Raw genomic sequence first — 1,651 nt, 5'->3', positions numbered from 1 at the left:
AGGTCAAGCCCTCGACCGATTAGTAACAGTCAGCTCCATGCCTTACGGCACTTCCACCTCTGCCCTATCTACCTCGTCGTCTTCAAGGGGTCTTACTTCTTTCGAATGGGATATCTCATCTTGAGGGGGGCTTCACGCTTAGATGCCTTCAGCGTTTATCCCTTCCCGACTTGGCTACCCGGCCGTGAACCTGGCGGTTCAACCGGTACACCAGAGGTCAGTCCATCCCGGTCCTCTCGTACTAAGGACAGCTCCTCTCAAATATCCTACGCCCACGCCGGATAGGGACCGAACTGTCTCACGACGTTCTGAACCCAGCTCGCGTACCGCTTTAATGGGCGAACAGCCCAACCCTTGGGACCTACTACAGCCCCAGGATGCGATGAGCCGACATCGAGGTGCCAAACCACTCCGTCGATGTGAACTCTTGGGAGTGATAAGCCTGTTATCCCCAGGGTAGCTTTTATCCGTTGAGCGATGGCATTCCCACTTAATACCACCGGATCACTAAGTCCTACTTTCGTACCTGCTCCACCCGTCGGTGTCGCAGTCAAGCTCCCTTCTGCCTTTGCACTCTTCGAATGGTTTCCGACCATTCTGAGGGAACCTTTGAGCGCCTCCGATACCCTTTCGGAGGCGACCGCCCCAGTCAAACTCCCCGTCTGGCATTGTCCCCCGGCCTGATAAAGGCCGCTGGTTAGAAGCCCAGCAGCACAAGGGTGGTATCCCAACAATGGCTCCCCTGAAACTGGCGTTCCAGGTTCACAGCCTCCCACCTATCCTGTACATGCACTGCCGGACCCCAGTACCAAACTGGAGTAAAGCTCCATGGGGTCTTTCCGTCCTGGCGCGGGTAACCAGCATCTTCACTGGTACTTCAATTTCACCGGATGCATTGTCGAGACAGCGCTCAAATCATTACGCCTTTCGTGCGGGTCGGAACTTACCCGACAAGGAATTTCGCTACCTTAGGACCGTTATAGTTACGGCCGCCGTTTACTGGGGCTTAAATTCAAAGCTTCGCTTGCGCTAACCTCTCCTCTTAACCTTCCAGCACCGGGCAGGCGTCAGCCCATATACCTCACCTTACGGTTTTGCATAGACCTGTGTTTTTGCTAAACAGTTGCTTGAGCCTATTCTCTGCGGCCAACTCTCGTTGGCACCCCTTCTCCCGAAGTTACGGGGTCATTTTGCCGAGTTCCTTAACAATGCTTCTTCCGCCGGCCTTAGGATTCTCTCCTCATCCACCTGTGTCGGTTTACGGTACGGGTATCTTAAAAACAATAGCGGCTTTTCTTGATTCATGGCTCACACACTTCCCTACTTTAGTTCGGTCCGCATCACGCCTCTGGATTGCCACACGGTTTTTCCTATGTGACTCCTCCTTCGCTTGCACGCGGCTTTCCGTTCCGCGCCTGTGCTCTCCACAAATGTCCCCACAGTTCTGTTTTAAGATAGTGCAGGAATCTCAACCTGCTGTCCATCGGATACGCATTTCTGCCTCTCCTTAGGCCCCGACTTACCCAGGGCAGATCAGCTTTACCCTGGAAACCTTGGATATTCGGCCGAGAGGATTCCCACCTCTCTCTCGCTACTCATTCCGGCATTCTCTCTTCCTGGCACTCCACAGCTCCTTCCGGTACTGCTTCAT

At 54.0% G+C, this 1,651-nt stretch carries 1 rRNA gene (only partly in view); it reads right to left on the bottom strand.

Annotated features, from left to right (window positions below):
• Nucleotides 1-1,651, bottom strand: a 23S ribosomal RNA gene (locus DWX00_RS19325) (it continues 1,275 nt past the right edge of the window).

Origin of the sequence: Blautia sp. AF17-9LB (assembly GCF_003479185.1) — a bacterium.
GTDB classification, from domain to species: Bacteria; Bacillota; Clostridia; order Lachnospirales; family Lachnospiraceae; genus Fusicatenibacter; species Fusicatenibacter saccharivorans.
This window is presented reverse-complemented; position numbering and strand designations above follow the sequence as displayed.